The 14,821-nt window shown below is 66.2% G+C and carries 19 protein-coding genes; 10 read left to right on the forward strand and 9 right to left on the reverse strand.

Going from position 1 to position 14,821, the window contains the following annotated elements:
* The first annotated feature begins 81 nt into the window (after positions 1–81).
* The 6 genes from FHU13_RS00605 to gyrB all read left to right on the forward strand — a co-directional run bounded on the left by FHU13_RS00605 (position 82) and on the right by gyrB (position 4,955).
* Positions 82–267: a DUF1508 domain-containing protein gene (locus tag FHU13_RS00605; RefSeq protein WP_183433929.1), complete on the forward strand. Its 186-nt coding sequence runs from the start codon at positions 82–84 to the stop codon at positions 265–267.
* A 126-nt stretch (positions 268–393) separates the two neighbouring features.
* Positions 394–678 carry a hypothetical protein gene (locus tag FHU13_RS00610; protein WP_183433930.1) on the forward strand — a complete coding sequence of 95 codons (285 nt, stop codon included), beginning with the start codon at positions 394–396 and terminating at the stop codon, positions 676–678.
* Between the two features lie 208 nt (positions 679–886).
* A complete protein-coding gene (locus FHU13_RS00615; protein ID WP_183433931.1) occupies positions 887–1,030 on the forward strand; it encodes a hypothetical protein in 144 nt (47 codons plus the stop codon).
* Positions 1,031–1,120: 90 nt separating this feature from the next.
* On the forward strand, positions 1,121–1,525 hold the full coding sequence (locus FHU13_RS00620; protein ID WP_183433932.1) for an acyl-CoA thioesterase: 405 nt from the start codon (positions 1,121–1,123) through the stop codon (positions 1,523–1,525).
* Between the two features lie 87 nt (positions 1,526–1,612).
* Positions 1,613–2,257 (forward strand): MBL fold metallo-hydrolase, encoded by a 645-nt coding sequence (locus FHU13_RS00625; RefSeq protein WP_183433933.1) that lies wholly within the window; start codon positions 1,613–1,615, stop codon positions 2,255–2,257.
* A 250-nt stretch (positions 2,258–2,507) separates the two neighbouring features.
* Positions 2,508–4,955, forward strand: a complete 2,448-nt coding sequence (gene gyrB / locus FHU13_RS00630) for a DNA topoisomerase (ATP-hydrolyzing) subunit B (RefSeq protein ID WP_183433934.1) — start codon at positions 2,508–2,510, stop codon at positions 4,953–4,955.
* An 18-nt stretch (positions 4,956–4,973) separates the two neighbouring features.
* On the opposite strand, the gene FHU13_RS00635 is transcribed toward gyrB, so the two are convergent.
* The gene (locus FHU13_RS00635) at positions 4,974–5,678 is read right to left on the reverse strand and encodes a sigma-70 family RNA polymerase sigma factor (protein ID WP_183433935.1); all 705 of its coding nucleotides are present in this window, start codon (positions 5,676–5,678) and stop codon (positions 4,974–4,976) included.
* A 420-nt stretch (positions 5,679–6,098) separates the two neighbouring features.
* Here FHU13_RS00635 and mscL point away from each other — a divergent pair, with 420 nt between their 5' ends.
* On the forward strand, positions 6,099–6,524 hold the full coding sequence (mscL, locus tag FHU13_RS00640; protein ID WP_183433936.1) for a large conductance mechanosensitive channel protein MscL: 426 nt from the start codon (positions 6,099–6,101) through the stop codon (positions 6,522–6,524).
* A gap of 6 nt (positions 6,525–6,530) precedes the next feature.
* Here the strand turns inward: mscL and FHU13_RS00645 are convergent, their stop codons facing one another.
* From FHU13_RS00645 to FHU13_RS00675, 7 genes are all read right to left on the reverse strand, one after another.
* Positions 6,531–6,821, reverse strand: coding sequence for a hypothetical protein (locus FHU13_RS00645; protein WP_183433937.1), 291 nt, complete (start codon positions 6,819–6,821; stop codon positions 6,531–6,533).
* Between the two features lie 265 nt (positions 6,822–7,086).
* The gene (locus FHU13_RS00650) at positions 7,087–7,500 is read right to left on the reverse strand and encodes a DUF1236 domain-containing protein (protein WP_012454488.1); all 414 of its coding nucleotides are present in this window, start codon (positions 7,498–7,500) and stop codon (positions 7,087–7,089) included.
* A 209-nt stretch (positions 7,501–7,709) separates the two neighbouring features.
* Complete coding sequence (locus FHU13_RS00655) at positions 7,710–8,891, reverse strand: pyridoxal phosphate-dependent aminotransferase (protein WP_183433938.1); 1,182 nt, start codon at positions 8,889–8,891, stop codon at positions 7,710–7,712.
* Between the two features lie 39 nt (positions 8,892–8,930).
* Positions 8,931–9,122: a hypothetical protein gene (locus FHU13_RS00660; protein ID WP_183433939.1), complete on the reverse strand. Its 192-nt coding sequence runs from the start codon at positions 9,120–9,122 to the stop codon at positions 8,931–8,933.
* A gap of 144 nt (positions 9,123–9,266) precedes the next feature.
* Entirely contained in the window at positions 9,267–10,673 is a 1,407-nt protein-coding gene (locus FHU13_RS00665; RefSeq protein ID WP_183433940.1) for an ATP-binding protein, read from the reverse strand.
* A 7-nt stretch (positions 10,674–10,680) separates the two neighbouring features.
* Positions 10,681–11,409: a response regulator gene (locus FHU13_RS00670; protein WP_183433941.1), complete on the reverse strand. Its 729-nt coding sequence runs from the start codon at positions 11,407–11,409 to the stop codon at positions 10,681–10,683.
* Positions 11,409–11,972, reverse strand: a complete 564-nt coding sequence (locus tag FHU13_RS00675) for a MarR family transcriptional regulator (protein WP_210287382.1) — start codon at positions 11,970–11,972, stop codon at positions 11,409–11,411. The genes FHU13_RS00670 and FHU13_RS00675 overlap by 1 nt, the downstream gene beginning before the upstream one ends.
* A 220-nt stretch (positions 11,973–12,192) precedes the next feature.
* On the opposite strand from FHU13_RS00675, the gene FHU13_RS00680 reads away from it, so the two are divergent.
* From FHU13_RS00680 to FHU13_RS00690, 3 genes are all read left to right on the forward strand, one after another.
* Positions 12,193–13,080, forward strand: a complete 888-nt coding sequence (locus FHU13_RS00680) for a branched-chain amino acid aminotransferase (protein WP_183433943.1) — start codon at positions 12,193–12,195, stop codon at positions 13,078–13,080.
* Positions 13,081–13,178: 98 nt separating this feature from the next.
* Positions 13,179–13,430, forward strand: coding sequence for a DUF3072 domain-containing protein (locus tag FHU13_RS00685; RefSeq protein WP_246714429.1), 252 nt, complete (start codon positions 13,179–13,181; stop codon positions 13,428–13,430).
* 271 nt (positions 13,431–13,701) lie between these two features.
* On the forward strand, positions 13,702–13,920 hold the full coding sequence (locus tag FHU13_RS00690) for a Flp family type IVb pilin (protein WP_312889538.1): 219 nt from the start codon (positions 13,702–13,704) through the stop codon (positions 13,918–13,920).
* A 95-nt stretch (positions 13,921–14,015) separates the two neighbouring features.
* On the opposite strand, the gene FHU13_RS00695 is transcribed toward FHU13_RS00690, so the two are convergent.
* The gene (locus tag FHU13_RS00695; RefSeq protein WP_183433945.1) at positions 14,016–14,804 is read right to left on the reverse strand and encodes a DUF937 domain-containing protein; all 789 of its coding nucleotides are present in this window, start codon (positions 14,802–14,804) and stop codon (positions 14,016–14,018) included.
* Between the last annotated feature and the right edge of the window lie 17 nt (positions 14,805–14,821).

Here is a 14,821-nt window from a genome sequence, read left to right on the forward strand (position 1 = left end):
TGAAGCGATCCTTTCGGCGCGGGATGCGTTCTATCCCGCGCCGTGCTCGTTCGAAGTGCGGTCCGGCAGGAGACAGGCGGGATGCGCTACGAACTCTATCGCGACGCGGGCGGACAGTGGCGCTGGCGCCTGCGTGTCCAGAACGGCAACGTCATCGCCGATTCCGGCGAGGGCTACATGCGCCGCGAGGATTGCGAGCGCGGCATCGCGCTGGTGAAGAACAGCGGCGAGGCCTCCATCGTCGACATGACGACGAAGATCGCCTGACTCGGCTCGCCCGACCGGTCGGCGTTACTTTCCCGCGCAACCGTTTGGAGCCTTCGTGCGTTCTCGCTCCCGCGGCGCGCCGCCTTCGGCGTGCGCGTTTGCGATTGCCGCAGAGGGAATGCCCACTTGCTCAAGAAACTCCTCATCGCCGCGCTGATGGTCCTGGGCCTCGCCGCGGTCGCTCCGCAGGGTGCCTCGGCTGCCCCGGTTGGTCCGTCGGCCGCACTTATGACCGAAACCGCGCCCGCAACTGTCGAGAAGGCACAGTACTACTATCGCCGCGGCTGGGGTCCGCGCCCCTACTACGGTCGCCGCTTCTACGGCCCGCGCCCGTTCTACCGTCGCCCGTACTACCGCCGTCCGTATTACGGTCCGCGGCGCTTCTACGGCCCGCGCCGTTTCTACTACTAAGGTCATCGGACCGATCGGGCGAACCCATCGGCTAACCGGAGCGACCGTTTGACAAAGAAGCCCGGAGCGTCGCCGCTTCGGGCTTCTTCGCGTTCACGCATACGCCTGCGGGATACAGTCCGGTGCTTTCCGAAAAGCCTTGAGCGGATGTAGGATGGTATTCGAGCGAGTGGGCCCGCGTGAGACGGGCCGCTCCGGAGGACGCCCCATGATCGATCTCGTGACGCGGCAGCGGCGCGCGATTGCGCCCCCACGCACCGTTTCCTGGCAGGATATTCCCCTGGAGCTGTTCGTCTGCGCCGCGGCGATCTTCCTCGCCGCCGGGCTGGAGCTTCTCGGCCTGATGCCCTGACGGACACTCTCCCCGCCTCTGGCGCGGGACCTTTGGCCGTGCTTGGCTGTCGCTCAACGCATCGTCGAATCGGCGGCACAGGGGGGATCGATGACACAGACGGTCGATGTGGGAGAGACCCATCCTATCGGCGATCTGACCGTGCGCACCATCGCCATGCCCGCCGATACCAACGCCAACGGCGACATCTTCGGCGGCTGGGTGCTGTCGCAGATGGACCAGGCCGGCGGCATTGCCGGGGTCGAGCGGGCGCAGGGGCGGGTCGTGACGGTGGCCGTCGATGCGATGACCTTCATCCGGCCGGTGCGGGTCGGGGACGTGTTGTGCGTCTACACCCGGATCGGCCACGTCGGGCGCACCTCGATGAAGATCCATCTCGAAGCCTGGGCCCGGCGCTTCCAAACGCAGTTCCGCGAGAAGGTGACCGAGGCGACCTTCACCTTCGTCGCCATCGACGAGGCGGGCCGGCCGCGCCCGATCCCGTATGATCGGTGAGGGCTGCGGGCTGAGTCGCCGCGCATTGGCGCTTCCCGGCGCGACGGTCTAGAACCGAACACGACCTCCTCAATTTGCCGAGTCCGCATGCCCGCCACGCCCCGCGCCGCGATCATCCCGGTGACCCCGTTCCAGCAGAACTGCACCCTGATCTGGGACGAGGCCACCAAGGTCGGCGCCGTGGTCGATCCCGGCGGCGACCTGGACCGGATCGAGGCGGCCATCCGCTCGCAGGGCGTCAAGGTCGAGAAGATCCTGCTCACTCACGGCCATATCGATCATGCCGGCGGCGCCGCCGAGTTGAAGGAGCGGCTCGGCGTCCCCGTCGAGGGGCCGCACGAGGCGGACAAGTTCCTGCTCGATTCCCTGCCCGAGACGGGTGCGAATTACGGCCTCGACGGTGCCCGTGTTGTCACGCCGGACCGCTGGCTCAGCGAGGGTGACAGCGTCGCAGTCGGCGGCCTCACCTTCGACATCTGGCACGCCCCGGGCCACTCTCCCGGCAGCGTCGTGTTCATGAGCCGCGACGCCCGCTTCGCCCTGGTCGGCGACGTAGTATTCCAAGGCTCGGTCGGCCGCACCGATCTCCCCGGCGGCAGCCACGAGCAACTGATCCAGATGATCAAGGAGAAGGTCTTGCCGCTCGGCGACGACGTCGCCTTCATTCCTGGCCACGGACCGACCGGGACGCTTGGGCAGGAGCGGTTGACCAACCCATTCCTGCAGGGGTGACCGCCCTCGCGCACACCTGTCTCACGCCTGCCTCGGGTGATCCGATCCGGATCTGGCCGATTGGTCGGCGAGCCTAACGGGAGTTTAACGGAACCGCGTCAAAATCGGGTTGCGGTGGCGCTTTCCCGACGCGAAAAGCGATGCAAAATCAGGGGGGAACGCCTATATGGGAACAAGACGGAGATAGCAGGCATGCCCGGCCCGTCCGGGCTCGAAAAAGGGCTCACGAGCCGCCTGCCCGAGGAATTTCATGGCTGACTCCCCGAACACTGAACACGCCGACAGCTACGGCGCGGAATCGATCCGCGTGCTGAAGGGCCTGGATGCCGTGCGCAAGCGGCCCGGCATGTATATCGGCGATACTGACGACGGCTCCGGCCTTCACCACATGATCTACGAGGTGGTGGACAACGCCATCGACGAGGCGCTGGCCGGCCACGCCGACCTCGTCACCGTGACGTTGAACCCCGACGGGTCCTGCACGGTCTCCGACAACGGCCGCGGCATCCCCACCGACATCCACAAGGAGGAAGGGGTTTCTGCCGCCGAGGTCATCATGACCCAGCTCCATGCCGGCGGTAAGTTCGACCAGAACTCCTACAAGGTCTCGGGCGGCCTGCACGGCGTCGGCGTCTCGGTCGTCAACGCGCTCTCGACCAGCCTGAAGCTGCGGATCTGGCGCGGCGGCAAGGAACACCGCATGGAGTTCCGCCACGGCGACGCGGTGGCGCCGCTTGAGGTCGTGGGGCCCGCCGGCGACCGGCGCGGCACTGAGGTGACGTTCCTGCCCTCGACTGAAACCTTCACGATGACGGAGTTCGATTACGCAACGCTGGAAAAGCGCCTGCGCGAACTCGCCTTCCTCAACTCGGGCGTGCGCATCGTGCTCACCGACGCGCGCCACGCCGAGCACAAGCGGGAAGAGCTCTGCTACGAGGGCGGCATCGAGGCGTTCGTGCGCTATCTCGACCGCTCGCGCAAACCGGTCGAGGGCATGACCAAGCCCGTGACCGTGCTCGGTGAGCGCGACGGCATCCGCGTCGAGGTGGCGTTCTGGTGGAACGACTCCTTCAACGAAACCGTGCTGCCCTTCACCAACAACATCCCGCAGCGCGACGGCGGCACTCACATGGCGGGCTTCCGCGCCGCCCTGACGCGCCAGGTGACCGGCTACGCCGAATCCTCCGGCGTCGCCAAGAGAGAGAAGGTCTCGCTCACCGGCGACGATTGCCGCGAGGGGCTGACCGCCGTCATCTCCGTGCAGGTGCCGGATCCGAAATTCTCCTCTCAGACCAAGGACAAGCTCGTCTCGTCCGAGGTCCGGCCGGCGGTCGAGAACATCCTCAACGAGGGGCTCTCGACGTGGCTCGAAGAGAATCCGGCCCAGGCCCGGTCCGTGATGGGCAAGGTCGTGCTCGCGGCAGCCGCCCGCGAGGCCGCGCGCAAGGCGCGCGAGACCATCACCCGCAAGGGGGCGCTCGACATCGCCTCTCTGCCCGGCAAGCTCGCGGATTGCCAGGAGCGCGACCCGACCAAGTGCGAGATCCTGCTGGTGGAGGGCGACTCGGCCGGCGGTTCGGCCAAGCAGGGCCGTGACCGCACCTTCCAGGCGGTCCTTCCCTTGCGCGGAAAGATCCTCAACGTCGAGCGGGTGCGCGCCGACCGGATGCTGTCGTCGGCCGAGATCGGCACGTTGATCACCGCGCTCGGCGCCGGGATCGGCCGCTCATCGACCGATCGCGAGGGTTTCAATCCGGACAAGCTGCGCTACCACCGCATCATCATCATGACTGATGCGGACGTGGACGGCTCGCACATCCGCACCCTCCTGCTGACGTTCTTCTTCCGGCAGATGCCGGAGATCATCGAGCGCGGACACCTCTACATCGCCCAGCCGCCGCTCTACAAAGCCGAGCGCGGTCGGCGCTCCCTCTACCTGAAGGACGAGCGGGCGCTGGAGGATTACTTGATCGACCAGGGCGTCGAGGGTGCCGTGCTGCGGCTTGCCTCGGGCACCGAGTTCGGCGGTGCGCAGCTCAAGACGCTGGTGGAGGAGGCTCGCTCCTTCCGGGGCATCCTGAACGGACTTCACACCCGCTACGACCGCCCTGTGGTCGAACAGGCGGTTTTGGCCGGCGCATTCGCCAAGGATGTTGCAGAGAACCTGGGTGAGGCTGAGGTTCTGGCCGATCGCACCGCCAAGCGTCTCGATCGCATCGCTGACGAGATCGAGCGGGGCTGGACCGGTGCGGCCGCCGAGGGCGGTTACGTCTTCAGCCGGACGCTTCGCAGCGTGACGCAGGTCGCTACCCTCGACGCGACTCTGCTCGCCTCGCAGGAGGCACGTCGTCTCGCCGAGCGGGCGGAGACCTTGCGTGAGATCTACGAGGAGCCGGTGACGCTCTCCCGCAAGGGAGACGAAACCGAATTCTACGGGCCCGTCGGCCTGTTCGAGGCGGTGATGGCGTTCGGCCGCAAGGGTCTCCAACTCCAGCGCTATAAGGGTCTGGGCGAGATGACCGCACAGCAACTCTGGGAAACGACCCTCGACCGCGACGTGCGCTCGCTCTTGCAGGTGAAGGTCAAGGATACGACCGACGCCGACGACCTGTTCGTCAAGCTGATGGGCGACGTGGTCGAGCCGCGCCGCGAGTTCATCCAGGAGAACGCGCTGAGCGTGGCCAATCTCGACGTCTGATCGTCACGACGGTGCGGGTCAGGCCCGCGCCGCCATTCCGTCGGGCAATCCGTCAAAAGAGTCGATCAAGAAGGCACGGGCCCGGCTGACACGGCTCTTGACCGTGCCGACCTGGCAGCCGAGCCGTTCGGCCGCCTCCTCGTAGGTGAAGCCCTCGGCGCCCACGAGCAAGAGCGCCTGCCGCTGCGGCAGCGGCAGCGTGCCGATCAGATTCATCACCATCCGCAGGCCCGCCGCGTGCTCCTGATCGGGATGGGCTGTGAGCGTGCTGGCGTGAACGCCATCGGCGTCCTCCACTTCGCGCCGTCCCTTGCGCACCTCCGTGTAGAACTGGTTGCGCAGGATGGTGAAGAGCCATGCCGTGAAGTTCGTGCCCGGCGTGAACCGTTCGCGATTCGCCCAGGCCTTGACCATGGTCTCCTGAACGAGGTCGTCGGCTCGGGTCGGGTTCGCGGTGAGTGAGATCGCGAAGGTGCGCAGCATCGGAAGCGCCTTCACGAGATCGTCGCGGAAGAGGGTCTCGACCTTCCCGCCATGAACCGTGAGCGCGGCCTCGAAATGTTGCAGAAGCTCGGCAAGTCGGCCGGGGAGGGGCGCTTGGCTGGCGAGATCGAAGTAGTCGCGCAGAGCGAGGGTCAGGTGCCCGGTGACAGTCTTTGCCGGTTCATCCCGGTCTGACCCGGGATCTTTCGGCAACATGTGGCAAGGCGGTTCGTCAGGCATCCGAAGTGGTACCTCGGCAAAGGCAGGAGCGATGTGAGTAGCCATCACTCGGTAGCAATTTAAAAATGAACTAATCCTAAACGGTGCCGAGAAGCGCCTATCCGAGCGCAGCTGCCGACCAGTCTGCCTGCAAAGCTAATCGATTTGTTTCCAAAGTTTTCTCAAAGACTGGCTTCGCTGCGAATCGAGGTGGCTGACAATTGAGGCATGCCTCAATCTACTTTTGGCTTGGCCGTGAAGGCTTCCATGCACCGGCTCGTGCGTGTGGCGCGTCGGGAGATCGGAGGCCACCGCACGAATCCGGCCGTGATCAGTTGGTCGGGTCACGACGACCGGGGGCATCCTCTTGGCAGCTGCGGCCTCCGGCATAGCTTCGGAGGCGGCGCGTTCTGTTCGAGACGCCGTCGAAGGAGGCCCTGCATGCTGGAAGAGTTCAAGAAGTTTGCGTTGCGTGGCAACGTGGTCGATCTCGCCGTCGGCGTGATCATCGGCGCGGCGTTCGGTGCGATCGTCAATTCGCTGGTTCAAGACGTGATCATGCCGATCATCGGCGCAATCACCGGCGGCCTCGATTTCTCGAACTACTACATCCCGCTGTCGTCGAAGGTACAGACAGGCATGCCCTACGCCGAGGCGAAGAAAGTCGGCGCAGTGATCGGCTACGGCCAGTTCCTGACGCTGGCGGTGAACTTCACCATCATCGCCTTCGTGCTGTTCATCGTGATTCGGGCTATCAATACCTTGAAGTCTAAGGAAGAAGCCAAGCCGAAGCCCGAGGCAGATGTGCCGGCCGAGGTGAAGCTGCTGGCCGAAATCCGGGATCTGCTGGCGGTACGAAAGGCCTGAGCGGTCCTACTTCCTGCCCTCGTTCTCGTCAGGGGCGACGCCGAAGGCATCGAGGATCCGATCAAGCGCCTGTTCGACGGCTTCCGTACCTTCCTCGTGCGTCTTCAGCCGCGTCTCGAGCCGGCGGATCTGTGGCTCGAACTTTTCCGGTACGGATGGTTCGTCGCCGAGGAAACGCGGCTCGGGAGCCGCCTCGGTGAGGACGCCGCGCAGTTCGTGACCGAGATGGTCGCGAACAGATTCCGGCAGCGGTGGGCTGTCAGAAAGCTTTTCGGGCGAGGTGTCGGGGCCGCTCATCATCAGTCCTGATCTGCTGAAGCGTTGTCTCGCACGGATAACTGATCGAAGACATAGACCGTTGCGTCCGGCTCCATCGTGAGCTGTCGGCACAAGTCAGCCGAAGAGCCGGGCGGCACTGCCCGTTCCGGGCGCCGAGTTCAGTCCGAGCGTTGTCGCGAACGACAAAGCGCAGAGCCCAAGGACGAGGCACAAAAACGGCCCCGGCACTGGGTGCCGGGGCCGGATGGCGCCGCCCTGGAAGGGCGGCCCGTAAGGTGGGTGCTTAGTCGAGCACTTCGATGATCCGATGGCGGCCATCGACCAGCACCGGGCGATCGTTGACGACGGTGTAGCGGGTACCGCGGGTCACGTTGTACTCGTTCGGCACGTCGTAATAGGTCACGCCGGAGGACGGCAGGGTGGAGCCGACGACGACGCGGCCGTCATAATCGTAGGAGCGGACGTTGCGCTCGCGAACGTACGAGCGGAACCGCGGACGGTCCTCGACGCCGAGAATGCCACCAATCGTTCCAGTGGCCGCGCCGACCGCACCTCCGACGATGCCGCCGATCGGGCCGGCCGCATCCGCGCCTTCCTGGGCACCGCGCTCTGCACCGCGCAGGGTGCCCTGAGCCTGGGCCGCCATGGGCAGAGCAAGGGCGATGGCCGAGGCGGCGAGAAGGGTCTTGATCTTCATTCGAGCAACTCCGTCGTTATGACGTCCGCCGCGATCCAGGCGCAGCGAAGCATGGCCCTGTAACGTCCGAGCCTCGAATTCGGATGCATGGAAAATCGAGAAAGGCCGAGATTGCTCGAAGTTGCCTGATTCGAAGGCAGAGCTTTCCCTGATCTGCCGCGTGTGGGCGCGGATGCTTCCGTGATGCCGGCCGCGACGCCCGCCGGGTATCAGCCGGGGGCGCACTCGGACAGGAATCGCTCCATCCGCTCCAGGGCTTTGGCGATGTTCTCGGCGGAGTTGGCGTAGGACAGACGGAGATAGCCCTCGCCGTGCACGCCGAAATCGGGACCGCCGATCACCGCCACGCCCGCCTCGTCGAGGAGCGCGGTCGCGAGGGGCTTGGCCTTCCAGCCGGTCCGGGCAATGTTCGGAAAGGCGTAGAACGCTCCCTTGGGTGTGACGCAGGAGACGTTGGGCAGGCGGTTCAGGCCATCCACGACGAGTTGCCGCCGCCGATCGAACTCGGCGACCATCGTGGCGATGCAGTCCTGCGGCCCGTCGAGGGCGGCGATGCCGCCCCATTGCGTGGCGGCGTTGACGCAGGAGAACGAGTTCACGGCGAGCTTTCGGGCGGCGTCGTAGAGAGGCTTCGGCCAGACCGACCAGCCGAGCCGCCAGCCCGTCATCGCGTAGGTCTTCGAGGCACCATCGAGATAGATCAGGCGATCGCGGATCTCGGGATAGGCGAGTAGGGAGACATGCGCCTGCCCGTCATAGGTCATGGTGCCGTAGATCTCGTCGGAGAGCACGGCGATGCCGGGATGGGCGGTGAGGCCTCTCACCATGGTGTCGACCTCTGCCTTCGGCGTGACGCCGCCGGTAGGGTTCGCCGGCGAGTTGACGATCAGCAGCCGCGTACGCTCCGTGATGAGCGAGAGCGTCTCTTCCGCTGAGAAGGCAAAGCCGTTGGCTTCGCGGATCGGCACCGGGACCGGGGTCGCACCGGTGAACTCGATCATCGAGCGGTAGATCGGAAAGCCGGGGTCGGGGTAGAGGATTTCGGTGCCGGGCTCGCCGAACATCAGGATCGCCATGAACATGGTGACCTTGCCGCCCGGCACGATCATGACCGAATCGGGCGGGACCTCGACGCCGTGGCGGCGATGGACGTCCCGCGCCACCGCCTCGCGGAGCGGTGGGAGGCCGACGGCCGGCGTGTAGCCGTGATGGCCGTCGCGCAACGCCTTGATGCCCGCCTCGACGATATGGGCCGGCGTCGGGAAGTCCGGCTGGCCGATGCCGAGATTGATGATGTCACGGCCCTGCGCCGCGAGCGCGCCCGCGCGAGCGAGCACCGCGAAGGCGTTCTCCTCGCCGATCCGGCCGAAGGAAGGTACGACACGCAGCATGGCCTCGACCTTCCGTCAGGCGCCGGTCGGCGCCGGGTGTCAGCCGTTCGTGCGCGCGGCGAGACGGCTGGCAGCGAAAGAGATCGCGCCGCCGACGACGAACAGGATCGCGAACGTCTTGACCGCCGCGTAGAACAGGGCCGGCTCGATCCCCGTATCCGTGAAGAGCACGGCGCAGACGGCCGTGATCGGGATGAGCAGCACGATGGAAAGCGGCACCAGCGGGTTCATTCGACGTTACTCGCGTTCGTTGAGGGACCGCGGCGCGGCCCGAACAATAATGCGATGCGGTCTTAGCATCGCCGTTCCGCCGGAGGAAACTCCCGCGCTTCAGAATCTCTGAGCGATACGACGGCGTGGGCGGCAGGGGGCCGATCAGGCGGGAATGCGGACCGTCGCCCGCAGCCCGCCCAGGGGGCTTTCGTGCAGCGCGACATCGCCGCCATGGGCGCGTGCGATGTCGCGGGCGATGGCGAGGCCGAGCCCGGAGCCGCCGGCATCCTGGCGGGAATCGTCGAGCCGCACGAACGGCTTGAACACCTCCTCGCGGCTCTCCGGCGGGATGCCGGGCCCGTCGTCGTCGATCGCGACGAGGAAGGCGCGATACTCGCGCTTGCCCGAGATCGCCACGGTGTCGGCGTAGCGCGCGGCGTTGGCGGCGAGGTTGAACAGGCAGCGGCGCATCGCATCCGGCCGCACGGTGACGAGCGGGCTGCCCTCGATCTCGACCGCCTCGACATGGGCGCCGAGCCGCTCGACGTCGCTGCGTAGATCCTCCAGCAGGATCCGCATATCGGTCTCGGCGGCGGTCTCGGCCGAGTCGCCGCGGGCAAAGGCGAGATAGCCCTCCAGCATCCGGCTCATCTCGTCCACATCCCGCTGGAGATCCTCCACCTCCGGGGTCTGCTCGACCAGGGCGAGCGAGAGCTTGAAGCGGGTGATGATGGTGCGCAGGTCGTGGCTCACGCCGTTGAGCATCGCCGTGCGCTGCTCCATGGCGCGTTCGATGCGCCGTTTCATCTCGATGAAGGCGTGGCCCGCCTGCCGGACCTCCCGGGCGCCGCGGGGCTTGAACTCGATCTCGCGGCCCTTGCCGAACCCTTCCGCCACCGCCGAGAGACGCAGGATCGGCTTAATCTGGTTGCGCAGGAACAGGATCGCCACGCCGAGTAGCACCAGCGACGAGCCGGTCATCCACAGCAGGAAGATGTGCGAGTTCGAGGCATAGGCTTGGTTGCGCCGGGCCGTGACGCGCATCACCCCCTCAGGGATCGCCACGCGGATTTCGATGAGGTTCGAGCGGCCGACCGTGTCGATCCAGAACGGGCGTCGGATCTGGCGGCGGATCTCTTCCGACAGCACCTCGTCGAGGATCGAGAAGAACGGCCGCGGCCCCGGACTCGGCAGCTTGGCGCCCTTCAGGATGTCGATGTCGAGGTTCAGCCGCTCGCCGGCGATGCGCGAGATCGTCTCCGCATTCTTGTCCTGCGGATAGGACTCGTAGATGTCCATCAGCGCGGCGACGTCGGCGGTCACCGCCGCCGAGAGCCGACGGGTCACGAGCTGCCAGTGTCGCTCCATGAAGGTGTAGGCGATCACCGACTGGAGCAGCACCATCGGCGCGATGATGATGATCAGCGAGCGGGCGTAGAGGCCCTTCGGCAGGGCGTCGCCGATGCCCCGGCTAATGCGCCGCCACCCCTTCCGGATCCGGCCGAAGACGGCCGCGAGCGCGCCGGCCCGGCGGGGTTCGCTCGAAGAGAGGCCGGCGGGGGCCGCCATGGGGTCCTCAATCGATGGCGAGGCGGTAGCCGACGCCGCGAACGGTGTGCAGGAAGCTCGGATTGGCCGGATCCGGCTCGATCTTACGGCGCAGGCGGTTGATCTGCACGTCGATGGTGCGCTCGGCCGCCAGGCCGCCGTTGCCCGCGAGCGTCTCGCGCTCGACATTGCCGCCCCGCGCCTGTGCCAGGATGGTTAGGATCTCGCGCTCGCGCTCGGTGATCTTCACCGGCTCGTTCTCGCGTCGCAACTCGCCCCGGTCGGCGCGGAAGCTGAAGGGCCCGAAGCTGACGGCATCCTCGCCGGAGAAGCGGGCGTCCGGCACGGCGGCATGGCGGCGGATGATGTTGTTGAGCCGCAGGATCAGCTCACGCGGCTCGAAGGGTTTGGGCAGGTAGTCGTCGGCGCCGATCTCAAGGCCCGTCACCCGGTCGTTGGGATTGGAGCGGGCGGTCAGCATCAGGATCGGCACCCGCGAGGTCTCGCGCACCGAGCGGGCATAGTCGAAGCCGCTCTCGCCGGGCATCATCACGTCGAGAACGAGCGCGTCGAACACGAAGCACTGGCCGCGCAGGCGCGCCTCGGCGGCGTTCGCGGCGGCCGTGACGCGGAACCCCTGCTCGGAGAGGAAGCGGGACAGGAGTTCGCGCACCCGCCGGTCGTCGTCGACGAGCAGGATGTGGGGCGCGTGGTCCGGAAGCTCGGGCCGCGCCCTTAGGGCGGTCTCGGCCGACATCAGACGCGCACCGTCGTGCGGCGCGCCATCAGCCGGCGGATCGCGGCGCGCTCCGCCGGTTCGATCATCGCGAGCAGGAAATCCTGGGCGGACGCCGCACGGGCGCCGCGCCCGCCGTCAGCCTCGTCCTCCTCGGCCGGCGCATCGAGCGCCCGCACGATCCGGCGAACCTGGACGCGGGTGAGGTCGGCCGTCAGCGCCCGGCCGGACGGGGTGCAGAACAGGAGCCGCTGACGCCGGTCGCTCGTGCCGGTCTGCTGCTCGACATAGCCCTGATCGATCAAATCCTTGAGTACCCGGTTGAGGCTCTGCTTGGTGATGCGCAGGATATCGAGGAGTTCGGCGATGGTGAGGCCGGGATAGCGATCGACGAAGTGCAGCACCCGGTGATGCGCCCGGCCGAAGCCGTACTGCGCCAGAATCCGGTCGGGATCGCCGACGAAATCGCGATAGGCGAAGAACAGAAGTTCGATCAGGTCGTCGCTCTCGCCGCCCGTCGCCGGACAGCTCGGGAGTGAAGCCTCACCCGGAGCCTGTACCGCTGCGTCGGCGTCTGGCGTCATCACACGGTCCACGTCGTGAAAACCTCGGTCGGCAGTAGATCGCGGGGCTCCGGACGGCCCGGGAAGATAAGTCAGTGTTGTTGACATATCTCAGCCCCATTGCTACCCGTCAACCCTGCCGGTCCAGTCGCTCGCTGCATCGTTCTGCGTCCGCGCGCCGGCTCCTGCCCCACCCTGCGACCCCGTGCTTCGCCGAGGCCGCGCAGAGGAACTTCGAGAAATGTCCGTGATTCCCTTCGATGAGCGCGAAGGTACGATCTGGTTCGACGGTGCCATGGTGCCGTGGCGCGAGGCGAAGATCCACGTGCTCAGCCACGGCCTCCACTACGGATCGTCGGTGTTCGAGGGCGAGCGGGCCTATGGCGGCCGAATCTTCAAGAGCCGCGAGCATTCCGAGCGTTTGCGCCGCTCGGCTCAGCTTCTCGATTTCGAGATCCCGTACTCCGTCGACGAGATCGAGGCGGCCAAGGCCCAGGTGCTGGCGACCAGCGGCCTTCAGGACGCCTACCTGCGCCCCGTCGCGTGGCGCGGCTCGGAGATGATGGGCGTGGCGGCGCAGAAGAACACCATCCACCTCGCCATCGCCGCTTGGGAGTGGCCGAGCTACTTCGATCCGGCGACCAAGATGAAGGGCATCCGCCTCGACATCGCCGATTACCGCCGTCCCGATCCGCGCACCGCGCCCTCCACCTCGAAGGCGGCGGGCCTGTATATGATCTGCACGATCTCGAAGCACCGCGCCGAGAACAAGGGCTATGCCGACGCGCTCATGCTCGACTGGGAGGACAACGTCGCCGAGTGCACCGGCGCCAACGTCTTCTTCATCACTGATGGCGTGATCCACACCCCCCAGGCCGACCGCTTCCTCAACGGCATCACCCGCCAGACCGTGATCGAGCTGGCCAAGCGCCGCGGGATCGAGGTCATCGAGCGGCGCATCCGCCCCGAGGAGCTGACGGGTTTCTCCGAGTGCTTCATCACCGGCTCGGCCGCCGAGGTGACGCCGGTCTCGGAGATCGGCCCCTACCGCTTCACGCCGGCGGCCCTGACCAAGGCGCTGATGGACGACTACCTCGCCGAAGTGCAGCCGCGGGCGGCCGCCGCTTAAGGGTTGCGCCACGAAGTTCCGGGCCCCTCACCAAGCCCGGAACTTCGCAACGGTCTTCGCGTTCATGAGAACAATACATGAACGAAGTGAGAGCGTCGATGACCCGTAAAACGACCAAGGATCAAGCTGCGGCCGAGAACCCGAAATCCGATCCGACCGACGACTCGAACCGGATCAAGGATCCGGACGAGTGGACGACCGGCTCCGAGCCGATGACGGGGGCGCAGGCCTCCTACCTCAAGACCCTGTCCGAACAGGCTAAGTCTCCGGAGGCCTTCGAGGCCGATCTCGACAAGGCGGAAGCCTCGAAGCGCATTGACTCTCTGCGTAAGGAGACCGGTAAGGACTGATCGATCAGCGATCCACACGAACATCGGGCGACGCCGACGCAATCCAGCGTCGTCCGAGTGACTGCAGTACATTCTCCTGCGGTCGGTGGCCAGATCGGCTCAAAGGCTTCGCGGGACGCCTCACAACTTTTGTCGTCTCCCTCGAAACCAATGATACTCCGGCAGGGAGGGATCAGCGCTGTTAGGGCGGGTTTTATGAGACGCCTTTAAGCTCGCCGCAAGTTTCGATCGGTAGCGTGCCGCAACAGCAATTGGTTCGGAACGATCTGTCGTGCCTCCGCTCTCCTCCGACCCGCAAATCGTCCGCTGCATTGCGTCGTTGCGTGATGCCTGCCAACGATTTTCGCGGCATGATGGTGGTGCGACGGCGATCGAGTATGGATTGGTCTGCACCTTCGTTGGGCTCGCAATCCTTGCCGGGCTGCAGGTCTTCGGAAGTACGCTGATGCAAGCCTATCCGAAGATCGTGAGCTTCCCCACGATCGAGTAGCGCTTCAAATTTGTGTTCTTTACTTCTACCGCGAAGCCTTATGAACGCACGGTTTCGTTCTGACGGCTTGAAGGCAAGCGAGCCTTGAGTGGTCGTCAGTTCTTGCCGCCGGGCTTGCGTTTCGACGGAATGGATCCTCCGGTATCGGGACCGGCAGTCCGTGAAGACGAGGGGGCGGTTCCTGCTTTCGACGGATCGACCTCCGGCTTCGTCTGGCTCCAGAACGCGTCGAACGCATCCTTCATCGCCTTGACGTTCTGCTCCTGAACCTCTGCGCCGGTCTGGAGCATCTGCTGGATCACCTCCATTGAGGCCTTCGTCGCGTCCGCCGCTGGCGCAGCCTCCGCCTTTCGGCCCGTCGAGCGCGGCTCGGGAGCTCGTGCCGGGGGCGGCGCCGCGGGCGTCATCTGCGCTGCGGCCGCGCTGAGGCCGTTGAGCCAATCCGTCCATAACGTGCCGACGGGATATGGGGAGGGCGGCGTCTCCGCGGCCGGAGCCGGGGCGGGTGCGTTGAGAAGCAGATGGACGATGCCGGCGACGATCATGCCGGCCATGATCGGCAGCATCTGCCGGAGGGCCTGGGATCCGACGCCGCTTGCCGCCGAGGCCTGCTGAATTACCGCCTGCGCGATCATGGGTGAGCCGAACAGCCCCGCCAGCATGTCGGCGCCTCCCTGCGGCGCCTTCCCCGGCTGGGCGAGCCCGAACAGGCGTCCGAAGCCCATCGGATCGGCTCCGGCGTTTCGCTGCATGCCCATGGACAGAGCCGGCAGCAAGGCCTCCATCGCGCGGCGGGTCTGCTCCGGTGTGAGGCCGAATTGCTGCCCGAAGGCCTGCACGCTCGCGTCGCCCTGGCTCTGAAGGATGTCGAACATCGTGTACATGGCCGGGCGCCTCGAAG

Source organism: Methylobacterium sp. R2-1 (assembly GCF_014191355.1).
Classification (GTDB): domain Bacteria; phylum Pseudomonadota; class Alphaproteobacteria; order Rhizobiales; family Beijerinckiaceae; genus Methylobacterium.